Annotated in this window: 15 protein-coding genes; 10 read left to right on the top strand and 5 right to left on the bottom strand. The window is 61.1% G+C overall.

The window, feature by feature from the left end; all coding sequences use genetic code 11:
* Nucleotides 1–20: 20 nt before the first annotated feature.
* Nucleotides 21–1,421, bottom strand: coding sequence for a DUF2851 family protein (locus tag ACILSL_RS11250; protein ID WP_395732125.1), 1,401 nt, complete (start codon nt 1,419–1,421; stop codon nt 21–23).
* A gap of 118 nt (nt 1,422–1,539) precedes the next feature.
* Nucleotides 1,540–2,199 carry an HAD family hydrolase gene (locus ACILSL_RS11245; RefSeq protein ID WP_395732124.1) on the bottom strand — a complete coding sequence of 220 codons (660 nt, stop codon included), beginning with the start codon at nt 2,197–2,199 and terminating at the stop codon, nt 1,540–1,542.
* 191 nt (nt 2,200–2,390) lie between these two features.
* On the opposite strand from ACILSL_RS11245, the gene ACILSL_RS11240 reads away from it, so the two are divergent.
* Complete coding sequence (locus ACILSL_RS11240) at nt 2,391–2,858, top strand: DUF1990 family protein (protein ID WP_395732123.1); 468 nt, start codon at nt 2,391–2,393, stop codon at nt 2,856–2,858.
* Entirely contained in the window at nt 2,780–3,778 is a 999-nt protein-coding gene (locus tag ACILSL_RS11235; protein WP_395732122.1) for a YndJ family transporter, read from the top strand. Before ACILSL_RS11240 ends, ACILSL_RS11235 begins: the two co-directional genes overlap by 79 nt.
* Here ACILSL_RS11235 and ACILSL_RS11230 read toward each other — a convergent pair.
* Nucleotides 3,756–5,783, bottom strand: a complete 2,028-nt coding sequence (locus ACILSL_RS11230; protein WP_395732121.1) for an FAD-dependent oxidoreductase — start codon at nt 5,781–5,783, stop codon at nt 3,756–3,758. The genes ACILSL_RS11235 and ACILSL_RS11230 overlap by 23 nt on opposite strands.
* Before the next feature lie 54 nt (nt 5,784–5,837).
* Nucleotides 5,838–6,857, bottom strand: coding sequence for a potassium channel family protein (locus tag ACILSL_RS11225; protein ID WP_395732120.1), 1,020 nt, complete (start codon nt 6,855–6,857; stop codon nt 5,838–5,840).
* Between the two features lie 130 nt (nt 6,858–6,987).
* Between ACILSL_RS11225 and ACILSL_RS11220 the strand changes: the two genes are divergently transcribed.
* Nucleotides 6,988–7,899 (top strand): ThuA domain-containing protein, encoded by a 912-nt coding sequence (locus ACILSL_RS11220; protein WP_395732119.1) that lies wholly within the window; start codon nt 6,988–6,990, stop codon nt 7,897–7,899.
* A gap of 18 nt (nt 7,900–7,917) precedes the next feature.
* A complete protein-coding gene (locus ACILSL_RS11215) occupies nt 7,918–9,132 on the top strand; it encodes an exo-alpha-sialidase (protein ID WP_395732118.1) in 1,215 nt (404 codons plus the stop codon).
* Nucleotides 9,133–9,137: 5 nt separating this feature from the next.
* Here ACILSL_RS11215 and ACILSL_RS11210 read toward each other — a convergent pair whose 3' ends face one another.
* Entirely contained in the window at nt 9,138–9,587 is a 450-nt protein-coding gene (locus ACILSL_RS11210; protein ID WP_395732117.1) for a CBS domain-containing protein, read from the bottom strand.
* 144 nt (nt 9,588–9,731) lie between these two features.
* Here ACILSL_RS11210 and ACILSL_RS11205 point away from each other — a divergent pair, with 144 nt between their 5' ends.
* Genes ACILSL_RS11205 through ACILSL_RS11180 form a run of 6 tightly spaced genes read left to right on the top strand, consistent with a single transcriptional unit; the run spans nt 9,732 to nt 14,952 of the window.
* On the top strand, nt 9,732–11,075 hold the full coding sequence (locus ACILSL_RS11205; RefSeq protein ID WP_395732116.1) for a Gfo/Idh/MocA family protein: 1,344 nt from the start codon (nt 9,732–9,734) through the stop codon (nt 11,073–11,075).
* Between the two features lie 6 nt (nt 11,076–11,081).
* Entirely contained in the window at nt 11,082–11,267 is a 186-nt protein-coding gene (locus ACILSL_RS11200; RefSeq protein WP_395732115.1) for a hypothetical protein, read from the top strand.
* The gene (locus ACILSL_RS11195) at nt 11,228–11,467 is read left to right on the top strand and encodes a hypothetical protein (protein ID WP_395732114.1); all 240 of its coding nucleotides are present in this window, start codon (nt 11,228–11,230) and stop codon (nt 11,465–11,467) included. Before ACILSL_RS11200 ends, ACILSL_RS11195 begins: the two co-directional genes overlap by 40 nt.
* Nucleotides 11,464–12,285 (top strand): NAD(P)-dependent oxidoreductase, encoded by an 822-nt coding sequence (locus ACILSL_RS11190; protein WP_395732113.1) that lies wholly within the window; start codon nt 11,464–11,466, stop codon nt 12,283–12,285. Before ACILSL_RS11195 ends, ACILSL_RS11190 begins: the two co-directional genes overlap by 4 nt.
* Nucleotides 12,282–13,514 carry an MFS transporter gene (locus tag ACILSL_RS11185; RefSeq protein ID WP_395732112.1) on the top strand — a complete coding sequence of 411 codons (1,233 nt, stop codon included), beginning with the start codon at nt 12,282–12,284 and terminating at the stop codon, nt 13,512–13,514. Before ACILSL_RS11190 ends, ACILSL_RS11185 begins: the two co-directional genes overlap by 4 nt.
* Nucleotides 13,515–13,572: 58 nt before the next feature.
* Complete coding sequence (locus tag ACILSL_RS11180) at nt 13,573–14,952, top strand: hypothetical protein (protein WP_395732111.1); 1,380 nt, start codon at nt 13,573–13,575, stop codon at nt 14,950–14,952.
* The last annotated feature ends 6 nt before the right edge of the window (nt 14,953–14,958 follow it).

Here is a 14,958-nt window from a genome sequence, read left to right as displayed (position 1 = left end):
TGGGCGCGAAAACGTCGGTTTCAGCTCCACTCCTTCAATCTTTCCGGAAAGGGGCAGCCGGCGCAGGCGGAGCCGTCTTCGAGACAGAAGTCTTCATAAATCTGCAGCAGGCCCTGCTGCTGGTGCAGTTTCTTGGTGAAATCACGGCTGCGCGGGTCCTCACCAAAGAGCCGCAGCACGGCGCGGCGCACCTTTTGATTGTCCAGCAGGGCGGGGAGTTCGAGGTATTCGGCCCAGAGGCGGGTGCGCTCCGGCACCAGCAGCGGGTAGGCGACGTTGGCGAGCATCTCCTGCACGCGAGTTTCCCCGATCAGGGCGACGGGTCGCTCCGCCGTTTCTGAGAGGAGAGTGTAGTGGCTGGCCCAGAAGTCATGCGTGAGGGCGAGCAGGGACTCGCGCCAAGCGGCCTGGCTCCAGCGTGTGGCATCGGCAAGCGGGGTGACGATGGACGACCAGGAACGCAGCATCGCGGCGAGGGCGCCAAGACGGCGCTGCGGGTGGTTGCCGGGGCGTATGGCGTTGAGCTTCCAGCGCAGGAGCTGGCGGTCGTCCAGCCAGCGCTCCACACCGCTGCGCAGCTTCCACCATTCGCTCCAGAGCTCGCGCAGGTAGTTGCGCGTGGCGGGCTCGGTGTCGTCGCTGCGCACGCTTTCGAGGAAACCGGAGACGCCGAAAAGCCAGGCCTCGCGCTTGGCGGCATCGAGCTGGGTGATTTTCTTCAAGGGCAGCCGCTGGGAAAGAATGGCGAAGGGCTGCTGGTTTTTGCGATAGCCCAGAGTCTGCGCCAGCGCCTGATAGATCGCCTGCTCGCGGCCTTGAGCGGCCACGCTGCGGTGCAGACGCTTGGATTTGAGCTCAAGGCGATGCTGGGCGGCGGATTCGATGATGGACTGCACCTGTGAGGACCCCATGTCGCGCAGGGGCACGGCGCAACGGCCCAGTCTTGCTTGAGCGAGGTTGCTCTTGGGCTTGATGCCTTCCGGCAGCATGCCGGCTTGCAGCAGCACTTGTGGCACAGCGTGGTGCGCGCTGTTACGAGTGTAGAATCGCTCCTCCGGCGCGTGCAGAAAGAGGTGCAGGATGACGCGGTTGAAGTTCTCGTTGGCGCCGTGCGCGTGCCGTTCCCAGTCGCGGGCATCAGGATCGAGCTCGATGTCACCACGCAGCGTTTGACCATCGATCACGATGGCGCAGCCATTGAAGTCCGGGCCCGCGCCAGAATTCCAGACCCCAAAATCAGCGATGCGCACGGCCTTGCCATCCGTGGTGGTGAACTCACAACCAAAGGAGCCGGAGAACCACAGGCTTTGCAGTTCCATCTCCGTCATGGGCTCGGCAAAACCGGGCAGCGTCTCGGCCACGCCGGAAAACACGGCGTCGCGGAAACGTGAATAGCGGTCGGCGAGCGGGAGCGGCGTCATGGGCGTTCAGCACCAAGGAGGGGTCTTCGTCGAATGCCACCAGATTTATGGCCCTCGCCTCGCATTCTTCCTCGCTTTGGGTTTTATCTGTGCGCCCCCAAATCGCTTTCACACCTGCTCATATCAGTTCGTGCAGCGAAACTTCCGCCAGCGATTCCACCCGCCGCCACGCTCCGGTGAAGTCCAGGTGCCGTGTCATGGGCCCCGGGGCGACGATGCAGCGGATGCCGGCAGCGATGGCGGCGCGGAGGCCGTTGAGGGAGTCTTCGAAAATGACGGCCTCCTCGGGTGCGACACCGAGATTTTCGGCGGCATGGAGGAAAAGGCTGGGGTCGGGCTTCACCTTGCCGGTGTCATCGACGGTGGAGATGTGGTGGAAATGATCGTGCAGTCCGAGCTGGTCCATCCATGAGTTGATCCACACGCGGGGGCTGCTGCTGGCGATGGCGATGAGCAGGCCAAGGGAGGCGGCTTCTTGCAGACGGTCGGCGACACCGGGGAGCAGTTGCAGGTGCTTGCGCAGTTCATTTTCGTGGGTCTTGCGCTGCACCTCAACCGCATCCCAGTCAAAGTCACGGCCGGTAAGCTGTTCGAGATCGCGCTTGGGATCGTAGATGCCGGTGAGGAAATCGGTGCCGACGGCCTGGGCGTAGCGCTCCACGGGCAACTCGTGGCCGTGCTGGTCGAAGATTTCTCTCCAGGTGTGATAACCGGTGCTTTCAGTGTCAACGATGAGGCCGTCGAAGTCGAAGATCACGGCGCGGATGGGTGGGGGCATGCGGATGGATGGCCGAAAGTATCGAAACATGCAAAAGATTCGAAAGCTGTGAAAACTGGCGGCGCACTTTTTTATGCTTTCCATTTCGTTCGAGCCCAGGGAGATGGCAGCGTGCTGCCACGATGCTCAGCCTACGACGACCAGCCACCGAACGACTGCGAGGACTTCTGAATTCTTGGAGAGATGAGCCTTTGAGCTACACGCCGCCACTGGTGGACGGATTCATTGCCGACGAGCATGAGGTGCGGCTGGGCAGCGGTGAAGAGGTTTATAGGACCGCATGCGAGGCTCTGGATGCGTGGGTCATGTTTCCCACTTGGGCGGAAGTCAGCCGCCTGGAAGCCAAAGGCCAGAAGGTCGGGCAGATTGTGGCGATGGTGGCGCGCATCGGCGGCCTGTGGTGGGTGAACCCCTGCCGGATATTACGGCGCTGCGATTCGGCGCACACGCATGGCTTTGTCTATGGCACCCTGCCGGAGCACGCGGAGTGCGGCGAGGAGCAGTTCATCATCGAGCACCGACCCGATGGCACTGTGTGGTATGTGATTCGCGCCTTTTCACATCCGCGCCATTGGATGGCATGGCTTGGCTTTCCTTTGGCGCGCTGGTGGCAGTGCCGGTTTGTGCGGGATTCGCAGGCGAGGATGACCAGCCTATGAAAAAAGCGCCGAACAGGCTCAAATACGAATGGCTGGCCGGACTGCTGGCATGGGCTGCGCAGCTATGGATGCTCAAGCACCTTCCCGCAGACAGCTACTGGGTGGTGATCCTGCTGTTGTTTTCAGCGATGTTCCTGATGCCGCTGTCGAGACGTTTTTGGGATGCTGAATCCCATCAGGCATGGCGACCAGAAGTGGAACTCGGATGTGCTCTTTTGATGGCTGTCAGTTTCATCGCAAATTCGGCTGTCTATGTCATTCCATGGCTGCTGATTCGTTCGGTGGCGGCGTTTGAAGCGATCCGAAATTGCAGAAAAGAGACGCTGGAGGATCCTGCGGAACTGCCGCTTTTATGCGCACGCATCTTCCCCGCCATCGGTGCTGCATGGCTCGTTGCACATCGGGCCAGCTGGACGCCATGGGGTTTTGATCCGCTGATCGTTCTTCTGACAGCCGCGCATTTCCATCATGCGGGATTCACGTTACCGTTGATGGCAGGTTTGCATGCGAAGGTAAATCCGGGATGCTGGACAAGGTTTTCGTGTGTGGCGATCTTGCTTGGAGTGCCGCTGGTGGCCGCAGGCATCACTTGCACCCACTTTGGGGTGTTGAAGCTCGTGGAGCCGCTGGGCGTGGCGATTCTGGTGATGGGAGCGCTCGGCGTCGCCGCTTCCCAAATCCGACGAGGCTTGAAGAAACAGCACACGATATGGTCGCGCCTGGGCTTTGTGATTTCAGGCGCATCGCTCGTCGTTGCCATGGTCCTCGCGCTCAGTTTTGGCATCCGCTATTTGATTCCGAACTACGCGCTGACGATGCCCCAGATGTGGGCGATCCATGGGACGCTGAATGCGTTTGGCTTTGGACTTTGCGGGATCCTTGCGTGGCGGGGTGCCCTCACACGTTCTCAGCGCCCTTGAGCAGATCAAACAAGGTGATCATACCCAGGAGGCGTTTCTCCTCATCGACAACGACCGCCTTGCTGACCCCGCTGCGCATCAGGGTGCCGACGAGGACGGGCACGGGGGTGTCCGCAGTGACGCAGAAGGGCTTGGTCAGGGGCAGGGTCTGCAACTTGTCCACGCAGGTGAGGCCGTGGTTTTTCAGCCACTCATAGGCAACGGAGCGACGCAGCAGGCCGATGACACAGCCATCCGCGGTCACCGGATAGGTGCTGTGCGGATGGGCCTGAAACTCCGCCACGGCATCTTGCACGGTCACGCTGGCATCGAGGGAGGCGATGTTGCGCGTCATGACATCGGCGGCGCAGGCTTTGCGTGTCGCTTCTGGAATCATGTCCACCGTGTTCTGAATTTCCTCCGGCAGATGGTACTGCTGCGCCGTGCCACGGAAGAGGGCGTCCAGCGAGCCGATGCTTTGGGCGAGGGTCTTGAAGGTCTGGCCATCAATGGCGACGAGTTCGCTGGATTCGGTGGCAGTGGCATCGAAACGCCAGATGCCATCACTCAGCAAAGCGCGTTCGCCGAAGTGCTCGCCAGGTCCGGCGGCTTTGACGATCTGGCCCTGGGCATCGGTGATGTTGACGTTTCCTTTTTTGACAGCGTACAAGGACTGGGCAGGCTCGCCGGCATGGAAGAGGGAGTCCCCGGGTTCGAGGTGCATTTCACCGAGGGGTGAGGAGAAGCTGGGGGTGAGCAGGTTGATGTCTCGCGGGAAGAACAGTTCGAAAGTCCACTCCGCCATGACGCGCAGCTTGCGGTCAAAGCCTGGGAGCTTCATGAGGTAGATGCTGCGCCACATGAACCAGGCGATGATGCCGGAGAAGCGCATGCCAAAGACCTGAGCGACTGCCTTGCGATGGCCGATGGTGGCAAGTTCACCGAGGCCGGTGAAGCGAAACGGTTTCAGGGCGCGTCCGACCATGCTGGCGGCGATGTTTTTGGCTACAAGCACCCCCTGACGCATGGCAAACTGCGCGGTCTCGGGGCAGTTGCCGCCGTCCGCTTTGGGAAACATGGCGCAATCTCCTGCCGACCACACGTTGGCGAGGCCTTTGACCTGTCCCGTGGCTTCGACCACGACCTTGCCCTTCTCGACGGGGAGCCTGCCGCTGGCGCCCAAGGCCTTGATTTGTGGATGCGGCGCATTGCCCACCGTGCAGACCACGAGTGTGGCGGAAAGAGAGACGCCATCCCCCAGCTGCACAGTGCGTGCCGTGACGGCGCGCACGCGGCTTTTGAAGATGATCTTCACACCCATCTCAGTGAGGCATTTGCCGGTGTAGGTGCCGAGGCTGTCGCTCAGCATTCCCAGCAAGCGGTCGCCGCTGTGGATGAGCGTGACGCTGGGTTCATCGGGCTCGATGTTTTCATAGAAGCGGCGTGCACCTTGGATCAAATCCTGGATCTGCCCGGCAGTTTCCACCCCGGAGTAACCGCCGCCGACGATGACGAAGGAGAGCAGTTCTTTGCGCAGCTTGGGGTTGGTGATGAGATTGGCCTCCTCCAGACGGCTGATGATGGCGGCGCGCAGCTTCATCGCATCGCCGACGGTGCGCATGAGGTAGGCATGCTCGCTCATGCCTGGAATGCGGCTGAGGTCCACCCCGGCGCCGGGGGCAAGCATGAGGTGCTCAAACCCGACAGTGACCTGCGGTGTAAAGTTGCCGCCGTTCAGAGTGATGATACGGTTTTCCAGATCAATGTGCGTGACCTCGCCTTTCAGCACCTCCGCACCACGGCAGATCATGCGGATGGGATTGACCACATGCTGCGGCGAGAGTGACCCGCCCGCGACTTCTGGCAGCATCGGCTGGAAAACCATGTGGTTCTCGCTGGCAATGATGCCCAGGGTCATGTTGGCCACATCTTCAGTCAGTCGAAGAAGTTCTCGCGCGCAGTAAACTCCAGCGAACCCTCCACCTATGATGGCGACTTTGAAAATGCGGTCGGGTTGCTTGGGCATGGTCCGCAGTGCAGACGCAGGCAGCGAGCCAGCTTGACTGGAAAATGCAGTGTCCTAGCTCATGGAGCGCCGCAGCACACGTTTCATCACCACCAGCGCGTCACCCGGCATGAGCATCGCGGAGGGGCTGGGGTTCAGATCGGTGGCACCTTCCTTGCGCAGGATCGCCACTGGGAGCATGCGCCCGGCGGTGCCGGTTTCGACTTCGGAGATGCGCTTATGCACCCAAGGCGAATCCGCACGGATCTCGATCTCCTCCATGTCGAGGCCGAGTTCGGTGAGGTGGTGGTCAAAGTCGATGCTGGCCTTGGTCTGGCCGCCGATCAGGTCGCGCGTGTTTGGGTGCAGAATCAGGTGGGCGATGCGGTCCGCACCGATGTGCGCGGGCAGCACGACGCGGTTGGCACCTGCCTGCAGCAGCTTGCGCTCGGTGGAGGGCACCTCACCGCGTGCAATAATCTGAATCGTGGGATTCATATTCCGCGCGCTGAGGGTGATGAAGACATTGGCTGCGTCATTGGGCAGCACGGTGGCCAGCACCCGGGCACGGCTGATGCCGGCGTGTTTCAGCACGGCTTCGTCGGTGGCTTCGCCTTGCAGCGTGAGGAAGCCTGCCTCCCGCACCTCGGCCACGCGGTCCGTCGCTTGATCGACAATGACAAAGGGGATGCCACCAGCCTGCAACTGGCTGGCGATCATGCGGCCGATGCGGCCGTAGCCGCAGATGATGGCGTGGTTGGTCAGTTTTTCGATTTCGTTTTCCATGCGTTTGCCTCCCAAAGCTCGTTGAATCTGCGCCTCCGTCAGCCACTGCACCAGCGTACCTGTGACGAAAATGATGCCGGTGCAGCCAAAGAGAATCAGCATGACCGTCCACATGCGAAGCCACGGGTCAGTGATAGGCGCCACCTCGCCATAGCCGACGCTGAAGGCGGTGATGACGACCATGTAGAAGGCATCACTCCACGACCACCCCGCCACCCGGTAGCCCACGGTGAAGACCGCCATGACCACGCCCACGAAGGCAAAGGCATAGAAAACATTGGTCTGCGGGCGGCTCTTGGAGATGGGCATGCGGTCGGGCGGAGGAGAAAGATTAGCGGAAGGCGTGCCAGAACTCGGGGCGGCTGTCGAAGTTCGTCGCGGCTGGTTGAAATGCTGCGTGCGCTCGGGGCGTTTGCATTCCACAGTCCAACCTCACTCTATGAAGCATCTGCTCACCGCCTTCCTGGCCTTTTCACTTCTCGGCTCCGCGTTTTCGGCGGACAAAAAAAACATCGTCATGATCGCGGGCAAGCCCTCCCACGGCCCAGGCCAGCATGAGCACAATGCGGGCATCCAGCTTTTGAAGAAGTGCCTGGAGCAGGGCGCGGCGGACCAGGTGGACATCAAGTTTCACCTGAATGGCGAGTGGCCCTCCCAGGAGGAGCTTTCCAAGGCTGACACGGTCGTCATCTACTCCGACGGCGGCGGCGGACATCCGGCTCTGCAAGGCGATCGCCTGGCCCAGCTCGACAAGGAGATGAAGCGCGGCTGCGGTTTCCTGACGCTGCATTACGCGGTGGAGCCGACGATTGAAAAGGGCGGCAAGGAGTTCATCGACTGGATGGGCGGCTGCTTTGAGATCAACTGGAGCGTGAACCCGCACTGGGATGCCAACTTCAAAGAACTGCCTGCGCATCCGATCAGCTCCGGCGTGAAACCCTTCGGCACGAACGACGAATGGTACTTCTTCATGCGCTTCCGCCCGAACATGCAAGGTGTCACTCCGATCCTGAGCGATGTGGCTCCGGAATCCACCATGAGCCGCCCGGATGGTGCGCACAGCGGCAACCCAACCGTGCGTGAGTCCGTGAAGAAGCAGGAGAAGCAGCATGTGGCCTGGGCCTGCGAGCGTGCCGATGGCGGTCGTGGCTTTGGCTTTACCGGCGGCCACTACCACAAGGGATGGGCGAACAACGAGCAGCGCAAGCTGGTGCTGAACGCGATCCTTTGGACGGCGAAGGCCAAGATTCCTGCGGATGGCGTGGCCTCGACCGTGACGGATGAAGACATGACGGCCAATCTCGACCCCAAGCCCGGCCAGGGTCTGCCGGCGAAGCCTAAAGCGAAATAACTCAGCGCCTGCGCCACCATGAACCGCCGTCGTTTCCTTCAACAAAGCACGGCGGGCCTGCTGGCCGCCAATCTGGCCTCCGGGCAGTCAGCGTCTCCGCTGATTGCCTCGGTGGAAAAAATCACGCTCAAGCGTGGGCGTAACGGCAGCGGTCCTTCGTGGTTTCATCCACGGCCCTGCCTGGTGCCGGGGAAGGACGGGCCGGTGGTGTTCATGACGATGCAGGAGATCCGTGGCTCAGACTTCTTTCTGCCCGTGCATTGGATGGAATCGCGTGATCTGGGCCAGACGTGGTCGGAACCGCAGCCCGTGCCACCGCTGGGCCGTGTGCCGACGACGGACGGTCGAGGCGAAGAGGGCGTGTGCGATGTGGTGCCGCAGTACCATGCGAAAACCGGCACCGTTTTGGCCATGGGCCACAACGTCTTTTACAAAGGTCCGAAGTTTGACCGCAATCAGCCGGCACGCTGCCCAGTGTATGCGGTTTATAAGGACGGCCGGTGGTCGGAGCGCAAACGTCTGCTCTGGGATGACCCGCGCGGCGCGAATATTTACACAAACAACTGCGGCCAGCGTGAGGTGCTGGAAGACGGCAGCATTGCGTTCGTGATGTCTTTTGGCGCACAGCAGACCAGCCGCTCCGCCGCCGGGGTACGCTGCTCGTTTGATGGCGAGACGCTGGCCATTCAAAAGGTGGGGCGCGAGATCAAACACGCCGCAGGTCGCGGACTGCTGGAGCCATCCCTCGTGCGGTATCGCGGGAAGTTTTACACGACGCTGCGTGCGGAGGACAATCGCGGTTATGTCGCCGCGAGTGATGACGGACTCGACTTCGAAGAAAAGCAGCCATGGTGCTGGGATGATGGCACACCGCTGGAAATGAGCACCACGCAGCAGCACTGGCTGCCACACAGCGAGGCGCTGCATCTGGTTTATACCCGCAAAGACGCCAGCAATGTGAAGGTGATGCGCTGGCGCGCGCCGCTCTTCATGGCCCAGGTGGATCTGAAAACGCTGCGTCTCATCCGCGACACGGAGCGCATCGTGCTGCCATTGGAAGGCGACGGGGTGAATGCGCCGAATGAAGTGCCGCTGATGGGCAATTTCCAGACCACCAACATCTCACCGCATGAATCGTGGGTGACCGACGGCGGCATGCTGCCCAAGCATGGATTCAAAGGCGATCTGCTGCTGGGCAGGATTCGCTGGAACAGGCCGAACACCTTGGTGTGATGCGCTCAGGCGGAGTAGCCGCCTGAGATGTAGGCGTTCAACTGCTCAATCGTCATGCGCTGGGTGGCGATGATCCATTTCACGAGATCACCAATGGAAACAATGCCGAGCAGTTCCTCGCCATCCAGCACGGGCAGGTGGCGGATGCGGTGCTCCGTGATGATCTCCATGCAGGTGGAGACGGTTTGATCAGGCCCCACGGTCACCGGATCTCGCGTCATGATCTCGCTGACCGGCGTTTTCTTGGAGGATTTGCCGTGGAGCGCCACTTTGCTCATGTAGTCGCGCTCTGAAATGATGCCGACCAGATTGGTGCCTTCCACCACTGGCAGGGCGCCGATGTTTTTCTCAGACATCATCTGAATGGCCTGATAGACCGTGGCCGTTTGCGGGATGGTCCAGATGTCCCGGCCCTTGTGCTCCAACAGGGTTTTGGCTGCGGTAGGAATATCCATGGCTTTTAGGTTGTTATCTGATTTTCTGAAATTGGCGGCTGATAAGCAAGCATCGTTTTTCCCCGCCGGTCTGGCCGGGGAAAAGCGGGAATCGACCAACCTTGCTGCTTGAGAACGACGCCACACGTCGTTTCATGCCGTGCCATGAGCACCCAACCCACGCCTCTCTCACGTCGCCGTTTCGTCGGTGCTGCCGGTCTCGTCGCCGGGAGCATGATCACCCGTCCGCTGTTTGGCCAGAACGCCGCCAGCAACAAACTCAATGTCGCCCTCATCGGTGTCTGGGGCCGAGGTCTCGCGCATTACGACTCCATCGCAGAGGAAAATGTCGTCGCGCTGTGTGACATCAATGAGGCGCGTTTTCCCGATGCGCTGAAGCGTTTTCCGAATGCCACGACCTACATCGACTGGCGCAAGTGCCTTGATCACAAGGGGCTCGATGCCGTCGTCGTCTGCACGCCGGACCACACGCACGCCTTCATCGCCAACTGGGCGCTGAAGCGCAACCTGCACTGCTACTGCGAGAAGCCGCTGGCCATCACAGTGAATGAAGCGCGCACGGTGCGCGCGACCTGGGAGACCAAGAAGGACAAGCTGGCCACGCAGGTGGGCATGCAGCGGCATGCGAACCCAAATTTCAACCGCGTGCGCGAACTCATCCGCGACGGGGCCATCGGTGAACTGAAAGCCGCCTACGCCTGGGGCAACCGCCAGATCCCCAAGCCCGGCTACTTCCCTGAGGAAGGTGAGCCGCCAAAAGGATTCCATTACGATCTGTGGCTCGGCCCATCGCCGTTCCATCCTTACAATCCCGCTTACTTCTCCGGGGGAGCCGGTGCGAACTGCCTTTCCTGGAACATGTTCTGGGACTTCGGCGCCGGGCAAATCGGCGACATGGGCAGCCACACCATGGATCTGCTCTGGAACGCCGTGGACGGCGGCCTGCCCACTTCCGCCGAAGCCAAGGGCGACGCTTACAACTCCGACGTGACGCCGGTGAAGTGCGAATCGCATTTCGAACTCCCCGCAAACGACTGGCGCGGCCCCATCACGGTCGCCTGGTATCAGGGTGGCGCGATGCCGAGCTCGCCGAAGAAGCACATCGACCTGACGCAGATCGGCCATGGTGCCATGTTCAAAGGCACGAAGGGTTTCCTCATCGCCGACTTCGATTCACGTCTCATCCTGCCCTACGGCAACGACGCCGACATGAGCTACTACAAGCCGCGCAAGAAGGAGGACATGCTGCCTGACCTCGGCCACTTCCAGAAGCAGTGGTTTGATGCATGCCGCGATCCGAGCAAGCCCACCGCCTGCAACTTTGGCTACAGCGCCAACATGATCGAGATGATGCTGCTCGGCCTCGTAGCCTACCGCACTGGCAAGAAGATCCAGTACGATGGCAAAACCGGCACCAGCCCGGACACGCCCGAAGCGAACGCCTTCATGAAGAAGGAGTATCGCGACGGCTGGAACATCGACGGCTAAACGCGCATGAATCAGTTCACGTCCATCAGCATCGTCAGCCTGGTGCTGATGGGCGGTGCACTGACCGCCCATGCGGCGGATTACTTTGATGAGACGAAGGCGACAACGGTATCCGCTTTCGACAGCGTTTCGATTCAAATCTCCGGCTGGAAATGCGCCAGCCCACACGGCATCCGGACAACCCTGTGGTGAAGCGAGGGGCTCCCGGCACCCCCGATGCGCTGGGGGTGCAGTTCTATGGCTCGATCATTAAAGAGAAGCTTGTCTCCAGCGATCATCCCTGGGTGGAGCCGAAGAAAATGATCGAGCCCCTGCGTTCCCTGAAACTTCCTGTCGCAGATGAGCAAAAAATCCTTTCGGGCACTGCGAGGCAGCTCTTTGGTCTTTCATGAGTGAATCGAAGGTTAATTCTCTTGGCATCATCGGCATGGGCCTGATGGGCGGTGCCGTGATGAAGATGACCGGGGCGGGGCTGGGCTGGGATGCGGATGCTGCCCGCTGTGTGAATGCCCCGGCTGCCAGCGATGTGTTTGAATCCTGCGATGGGGTTTTCCTTTGCCTGCCAAACTCCGACGTCGTCCGCGCCGTGCTCGGAGCAGCCACTTTGAGGCCGGGGCAGATCATCATGGATACCACCACCGGAGATCCGCGTGAAATGGCGGCGATAGGAGCGGAGCTGCTGGCGCGTGGCGTGCATTATCTCGATGCGACGGTCTCCGGCAGCAGCGCGCAGTTGTTGCAGCAGGACGTGCTGGTCATGGTTGGAGGGGATGCGGCCGTGTTCGAGCGCTGTCGTGATTGGTTCGCATCATTTGCACGCGAGGTGATCCATGTGGGGCCTTGCGGGAGCGGCGCGAAGATGAAGCTGGTGACAAATCTCGTGCTTGGTCTGAATCGCGCCGCGTTGGCGGAAGGACTCGCATTTGCGCAGCAACTGGACCTTGACCTCACGCAAACACTGGATGTGCTGCGCCGCAGCATGGCCTACTCCCGCATCATGGACACCAAAGGCGAGAAGATGATCACGCAGGACTTCACGCCGCAGGCCAAACTCTCGCAGCATCTGAAGGATGTGCGTCTCATGCAGGCTGCCAGCAAACTGCCGTTGCCGCTGAGCGAAACTCATCGGCGGTTGCTCGAAAAAGCGGAGGCGCTCGGTTATGGCGAAGCGGACAACAGCGCGGTAATCCAGGCCATTCTAGAACCATGAGTCCCGCCCAACGCTATCTGGTACTGGTCGCCGTTTTTCTGGCACTTGTCTTTGACGGAGTGGAACTCGGCCTGATGCCGGTGGCATCGCTCTCGGTGTCTAAAAGCCTGCTGGGGGCTGGGTTCACGGCAGAGCTTGGAGGCGCGTGGTTCGCACGCTTCACCGCGGCACTGATGCTCGGTGCAGCCATCGGTGGCATCACACTCGGCAGCTTTGGCGATCGTGTGGGGCGCACGCGGGCGATGGGTGTATCCATCTTGTTTTACTCCCTCTTTGCCGCGCTGGGTGCCTATGCGCAGACGCAGGAGCAGATGCTGGCGCTGCGCTTTCTGGTGGGGCTGGGAGTCGGCGGCTTGTGGCCGAATGGCATCGCGCTCGTCTCGGAGTGCTGGTCCAGCGCCTCACGCCCGCTGGTTTCAGGCGCGATGATGGCCGGACTGAACTTCGGCGTCCTGGCGCTCTCCCAGGTGGCGCGACAGTGGCACATCACGCCGGATTCCTGGCGCTGGGTGTTTCAGTTTGCGGGCCTGCCTGCGCTGCTGGGTGTCTTCGTTCTCCTGTCTTTGCCCGAATCGCCGAAGTGGCTCGCATCGCGTGGCATGGCCAAGAGCCCAGTGACTCCCTTGCGTGAATTGTTTCAGCCCGGGTTGCTCCGCCTCACTCTCGTGGGCGTTGTATTGAGCTCCGTCCCGATGGTCGGCGCATGGTCGGCCAGCAAGTGGATGATTCCCTGGGCTGACAAGATCGCCGGTGCTGCGCAAGGCGACTACAAGGCCGCCACTCAAGGCTGGTGGGCGCTGGGCGCCACGCTGGGTAGCTTGATGGGCGGGCAGTGCGCGATCTGGCTGGGGCGAAGGCTGAGCTACTGCCTGATCAGCCTCGCCACGGTGAGCATCACCCTCGCGATGTTTCAGCTGACGGCTCCGCTGCAGCCTTCGTTTCATCCCATTGTCTGCGCCCAGGGTTTTGTCGCCACGCTGTTCTTTGGCTGGCTGGCCCTCTATTTGCCGGAGCTGTTTCCCACGCGTGTTCGCGCCACGGGCAGCGGTCTGGCGTACAATTCGGGCCGCTTTGGCACGGCGGCGGGGGTGCTGGCAGCGGGCTTTCTTTTCACCGCGCTGGGCGGTGACTATGCACGCGTCGGTGCGATCTGTGCGTCCATCTACGCACTGGGCATCATCGTCATCTGGTGGGCGCCGGACATGAAGACGCAGGAGTTGAGCGATTGAGGCCGGGTTTTGCGTGCGTATTGGGAGAATGAGATCATTGCTCCTCGCCCTTTGCGTCATGTTACAGGCTGCCCACGCGGCTGATCCCGCCCGTGTTTTCAAAGCCGGAGCCGCCACGAGCAACATCACCCCGGAGCTTGGCAGCTCGATCAATGGAGGCTTTCAAGATGGCAAGGCCGTGTTCATCCACGATGAACTGCACGCACGCTGCCTGGCGCTGGATGATGGGCAAACGAAGCTCGTGCTGGTGGTGGCGGACAGCTGTGTCATTGGCCGTGGCATTTTTGATGATGCGAAGAAGATGGTGAACGAAGCGACCGGTTTGCCGCTGGAAAACATGCTCATGTCCGCCACGCATTCGCACTCCTGCGGCACCGCGCAGGCCGTGGGCCAGAGCGAGCCAAACCCGCTGTATCAGCGTTTTCTCGCCAGGCGCATTGCCGATGGCGTGCGCTGCGCACTGAACAATCTGGCGCCTGCCAAAATCGCATGGGGCGGCGTCGATGTGCCGCAGCATGTGTACAACCGCCGCTGGAAAATGAAGCCTGGCGGCATTCCTCCTACGCCGCACGGGGTCACCACCGATCAGGTGAAGACGAATCCTGGCATCAACAACCCCAACCTGCTTGAGCCCGCTGGTCCCACCGATCCGCAAGTTAGTTTCATCAGCGTGCAATCAGCAGAGGGGAAACCCATTGCCCTGTATGCCAACTACTCGCTGCATTATGTGGGCGGGGTGGGACCCGGGCATATCTCGGCGGATTATTACGGTGTGTTTGCGAACCGCGTCGGTGAACTGATCGGCGCGGATCGTCAGGACCCGCCCTTTGTGGGCATCATGTCGAACGGGACGAGCGGGGACATTAACAACATCGACTTCCGTGGCGGTCAGGCCAAAGAGGGGCCGTATGGCCGCATCAAGATCGTGGCCAATGATGTGGCGCAGGCCGTGGCAGGTGCGTGCAAAACGCTGAAGTATCAGGACTGGGTGCCGCTGGGCGTCGCGCAGAAGGAGATCACGCTGGGCCTGCGCATCCCCTCGCAGGAGGAAGTGGAGAAAGCGCGGGCGGTGACAAAGCAGTCGAAGCTCTTCCCCCGCATGGAGACGATGGAGCAGGTGTATGCGCGTGAAACGGTTCTGCTGGCGGATTTCCCCAAGGAAGTCTCGGCCCCGCTGCAAGTCCTCAAAATTGGAGAGCTGCGTGTCTCGGCCATCCCTGCGGAAGTCTTTGTGGAGATCGGCCTCGGAATGAAGAAGCGTCATCCGCAGACTTTCACGGTGTCGCTCGCCAACGCCTACCACGGCTATCTGCCCACGCCGGAACAGCATCAGCTCGGGGGTTACGAAACGTGGCGTGCGCGGTCAGCCTGCCTCGAAGTTGACGCCTCGACGAAGATCGTCGCGGGCTTGGAGGAGCTGTTTGAAAAACTGAAGTGAACATCT

It is taken from the genome of Prosthecobacter sp. (genome assembly GCF_044222345.1).
Classification (GTDB): Bacteria; Verrucomicrobiota; Verrucomicrobiia; order Verrucomicrobiales; family Verrucomicrobiaceae; genus Prosthecobacter.
Note: the sequence above shows the minus strand (reverse complement) of the source record. Positions and strands in the feature narration are given on the sequence as shown.

What these genes read in the sequence shown, in the direction of transcription:
- ACILSL_RS11235 (WP_395732122.1), top strand. Translation starts at nt 2,780, where the DNA reads ATGGCTTGGCTTTCCTTTGGCGCGCTGGTGGCAGTGCCGGTTTGTGCG.
- ACILSL_RS11215 (WP_395732118.1), top strand. Translation starts at nt 7,918, where the DNA reads ATGAACCGCCGTCGTTTCCTTCAACAAAGCACGGCGGGCCTGCTGGCC.
- ACILSL_RS11195 (WP_395732114.1), top strand. Translation starts at nt 11,228, where the DNA reads ATGCGCCAGCCCACACGGCATCCGGACAACCCTGTGGTGAAGCGAGGG.
- ACILSL_RS11245 (WP_395732124.1), bottom strand. Translation starts at nt 2,199, where the DNA reads ATGCCCCCACCCATCCGCGCCGTGATCTTCGACTTCGACGGCCTCATC.
- ACILSL_RS11250 (WP_395732125.1), bottom strand. Translation starts at nt 1,421, where the DNA reads ATGACGCCGCTCCCGCTCGCCGACCGCTATTCACGTTTCCGCGACGCC.
- ACILSL_RS11185 (WP_395732112.1), top strand. Translation starts at nt 12,282, where the DNA reads ATGAGTCCCGCCCAACGCTATCTGGTACTGGTCGCCGTTTTTCTGGCA.
- ACILSL_RS11225 (WP_395732120.1), bottom strand. Translation starts at nt 6,857, where the DNA reads ATGCCCATCTCCAAGAGCCGCCCGCAGACCAATGTTTTCTATGCCTTT.
- ACILSL_RS11200 (WP_395732115.1), top strand. Translation starts at nt 11,082, where the DNA reads ATGAATCAGTTCACGTCCATCAGCATCGTCAGCCTGGTGCTGATGGGC.
- ACILSL_RS11205 (WP_395732116.1), top strand. Translation starts at nt 9,732, where the DNA reads ATGAGCACCCAACCCACGCCTCTCTCACGTCGCCGTTTCGTCGGTGCT.
- ACILSL_RS11230 (WP_395732121.1), bottom strand. Translation starts at nt 5,783, where the DNA reads ATGCCCAAGCAACCCGACCGCATTTTCAAAGTCGCCATCATAGGTGGA.
- ACILSL_RS11210 (WP_395732117.1), bottom strand. Translation starts at nt 9,587, where the DNA reads ATGGATATTCCTACCGCAGCCAAAACCCTGTTGGAGCACAAGGGCCGG.
- ACILSL_RS11190 (WP_395732113.1), top strand. Translation starts at nt 11,464, where the DNA reads ATGAGTGAATCGAAGGTTAATTCTCTTGGCATCATCGGCATGGGCCTG.
- ACILSL_RS11220 (WP_395732119.1), top strand. Translation starts at nt 6,988, where the DNA reads ATGAAGCATCTGCTCACCGCCTTCCTGGCCTTTTCACTTCTCGGCTCC.
- ACILSL_RS11180 (WP_395732111.1), top strand. Translation starts at nt 13,573, where the DNA reads ATGTTACAGGCTGCCCACGCGGCTGATCCCGCCCGTGTTTTCAAAGCC.